Origin of the sequence: Sphingomonas sp. CCH9-E2 (genome assembly GCF_001557215.1) — a bacterium.
Lineage (GTDB): Bacteria > Pseudomonadota > Alphaproteobacteria > Sphingomonadales > Sphingomonadaceae > Sphingomonas.
Genome location: NZ_LSJM01000302.1, coordinates 1 through 3,106 on the forward strand (window position 1 = coordinate 1; position 3,106 = coordinate 3,106).

3 protein-coding genes are annotated in these 3,106 nt (G+C 67.7%); 2 read left to right on the top strand and 1 reads right to left on the bottom strand.

From position 1 onward, the window contains the following. The first annotated feature begins 147 nt into the window (after positions 1–147). The gene (locus tag AX681_RS13900; protein WP_066662715.1) at positions 148–591 is read left to right on the top strand and encodes a hypothetical protein; all 444 of its coding nucleotides are present in this window, start codon (positions 148–150) and stop codon (positions 589–591) included. A gap of 46 nt (positions 592–637) precedes the next feature. Here the strand turns inward: AX681_RS13900 and recG are convergent, their stop codons facing one another. Beyond that, complete coding sequence (gene recG / locus AX681_RS13905; RefSeq protein WP_066682404.1) at positions 638–2,695, bottom strand: ATP-dependent DNA helicase RecG; 2,058 nt, start codon at positions 2,693–2,695, stop codon at positions 638–640. Between the two features lie 70 nt (positions 2,696–2,765). Here recG and AX681_RS13910 point away from each other — a divergent pair, with 70 nt between their 5' ends. After that, on the top strand, positions 2,766–3,032 hold the full coding sequence (locus AX681_RS13910) for an FAD assembly factor SdhE (RefSeq protein WP_066658793.1): 267 nt from the start codon (positions 2,766–2,768) through the stop codon (positions 3,030–3,032). Positions 3,033–3,106: the final 74 nt, after the last annotated feature.

Consider the following 3,106-nt stretch of genomic DNA (forward strand, 5'->3'; position numbering starts at 1 on the left):
GGCCCTGTGCCGGGGTCCACCCCACCCCAAGCGCAGCGCTCCAACCTCAAGCCCCGCGCCCGCCTCCCGGCGCCCCCCGGTACGAGGTCGGAGGGGCCATGGCGAGAGCGGGGTGGAACGCTGCGACAAGCCCTGTAGAGTGAGGAGATGGGACTAAAGGTCTATTTGCCGCTCGCGGCGATCACATTCTTGGCCGCGACGACGGGGTCGGACGTTGTTGCGAGAACGTCGATCACGGGCGAAGCCTTCGACGTTGCCCTGCGCGACCATCTCTATTGGGCGGGCGTACAGTTCGTCGGCACGATCCTGTTGTTTGCACCGTTTTTCGCGGTCGCATTTGTGTGCTCACGCGTCGAAAAGCGGGCGCGTAGCCGTAGCGCGGCTCTGATCTTCGGCCTCGCGATGGTGACGCTGCTCTACTTCTACTTCTATGGCTACCAAGGGGCGCAACACGCCGTTCTGGAGCAGAAGTGGACAGCTGCCGCTCTATCTGTTGGCCTGCTTCCCTTCTTCGTGGGATTTCCAACCATTTTCGGCGTCTTGGTGGCGGGAGCAGTTGCCGCAAAGTTCGACCGTCGAACGTCTGATTAGAGGGCGTCGCTGCGGCCAGCAGCTATTTTCTGAAGACCTGCGCCCCTCACCCCGCCCGCAACAATCCCACCGCCGCATCCCGCTCGAACAAATACAACGCCACCCGCGCCGCCTGCCCGCGCTCCCCGTCCAGCCCGCCGTCGCGATCGACCAGCAACCGTGCGTCGTCGGTCGCCGCCGCGATCAGCTCGGCGAACTTCTCGGGCGGGGCGAGCCGGAACGTCTGCTCCCCCGATTGCCGCGTCCCCAGCATCTCGCCCGCACCACGCAGCCGAAGGTCCTCCTCGGCAATGCGAAACCCGTCATTGGTTTCACGCATCAGCGCCAGCCGCGCGCGCGACGTTTCGCTCAACGTCCCCCCGCGCAGCAGCACGCACACCGACCGCCCCCCGCCGCGCCCGACGCGCCCGCGCAACTGGTGCAGCTGCGCCAGCCCGAACCGGTCCGCCGCCTCGATCACGATCAGCGTCGCGTTGGGCACATCGACCCCCACTTCGATCACCGTCGTCGCAACCAGCACGCCCAGCTCCCCGCTGGCAAAGCGCGCCATCACCGCGTCCTTCTCCGGCCCCTTCATGCGGCCATGGACCAGGCCCACCCGCTCGCCGAACCGCGCGCGCAACGCCTCCGCCCGCGCTTCGGCGGCGGCAAGGTCGGTCTTCTCGCTCTCCTCGACCAGCGGGCACACCCAATAGGCCTGCCCCCCGCCCGACAGATGCCGGGCAAGGCCGTTGACGACCTCCTCGATCCGCTCCTCGCTGATCACGCTCGTCTCGATCGGCATCCGCCCCGGCGGCATCTCGTCGAGCTTGCTCACATCCATCTCGCCATGTGTCGCCAGCTGCAACGTGCGCGGGATCGGCGTCGCGGTCATCACCAATAGATGCGGCGCGGTCTTCGCCTTGGCCTGCAGCATCATCCGCTCGGCCACGCCAAAGCGATGCTGCTCGTCCACCACGACCAGCCCCAGGTCGCGATACTCCACCCCCTGCTGAAAGATCGCATGCGTGCCGATCAATATGTCGATCGACCCATCCGCGACCCCCATCAACGTCGCCTCGCGCGCCCGCCCCTTGTCGCGCCCGGTCAGGATCGCGATCTCGACGCCAAGGCCAGCGAACAGCTTGCGCAGCGTCTCATAATGTTGCCGCGCCAGGATCTCGGTCGGCGCCAGCATCGCCCCCTGCGCCCCCGCCTCGACCGCGATCAGCAGCGCCATCGCCGCCACCAGCGTCTTGCCCGCGCCGACATCGCCCTGCAGCAGCCGCAGCATCGGGCGCGGCTGCGCCATATCGCCCTCGATCTCCCGGATCGTCCGCGCCTGCGCGCCGGTCGGCGTGTAGGGCAGGTCCAGCGCATCGCGCAGCCGCCCGTCGCCGGCCAGCGCCCGCCCCTTCTTCGCCCGCGCCGCGCCGCGCACCAGCATCAGCGCCAGTTGGTTGGCGAACACCTCGTCATAGGCCAGCCGGTCGCGCGCCTTGGCATCCGCCGGATCGGCATGGATCGCGGCGAGTGCGCTGCGCCAGTCGGGCCAGCCCTTGCGCGCCTTTAAACTCGGCTCGATCCATTCGGGCAGCTCGGGCGCGCGCGCCACCGCCTGCGCCGCAAAATCCGCCAGCCGCTTCGACGTCATCCCCTCCGACAGCGGATAGATCGCCTCGCGCCCGCCCGGCCGCGGTTCGGTGATCGCGGCGATCTCGGGATGCACGATCTGCAGTTCCTGGCCGTACTGGTCGAGCCGCCCCGACACCCATTTGGCCTCGTTCAGCGGCAGCTGCTTTTTCGCCCAGCCGCTATTCCCGCCAAAGAACACCAACGTCACATAATTGCCGCGCGCATCGGTCGCCTCGACCCGCGCCGGCGCCCGCGCGCTCCCGCTCATGCGATAATTCACCGGGGTCAGCTTGATCGCGATCGTCCGCCCGACATCGGCCTGATCCAGCTCCTCGCGCGGCAGCCGGTCGATATATCCGCTCGGCAGATGGAACGCGACATCCACCACCCGCGCCAGCCCCAGCCGCTCCAGCGGCTTGGCCAGTTGCGGTCCCACGCCTTTCAGCGCGGTGACTTCGGCGAAGAGTGGGTTGAGGATGTCGGGTCGCATGTTTATCTGCCTCCCTACACCCAGCCGACTGCGCACAAAAGCGCCGTCGGCCAATCTGCGTTGGACGAAGATGGATCTGGAAACCCGCCTCAAACGCCTCCGCTTCCGCGCCTGGCATCGCGGCGTCAAGGAGGCCGATTTGATGCTCGGCGGCTTCTACGACGCGCGCTCGGCCAGCTGGACCGAGGATCAGGTCGCCTGGTTCGAGGCGCTGATGGAGGAGCAGGACGTCGACATCATGGCCTGGGCAATGGGAACCGAACCCGTCCCCGCGCGCTGGCAGGGGGCGATGATGGATGACCTCAAGTCCCTGGATTACGTCCCGATTTCGAAGTGACCCAACTCCCTCTCCCCTTCAGGGGAGAGGGTCGGGGAGAGGGGCAGTGCGGTGCGCTCGCCACTCCTGCCCCC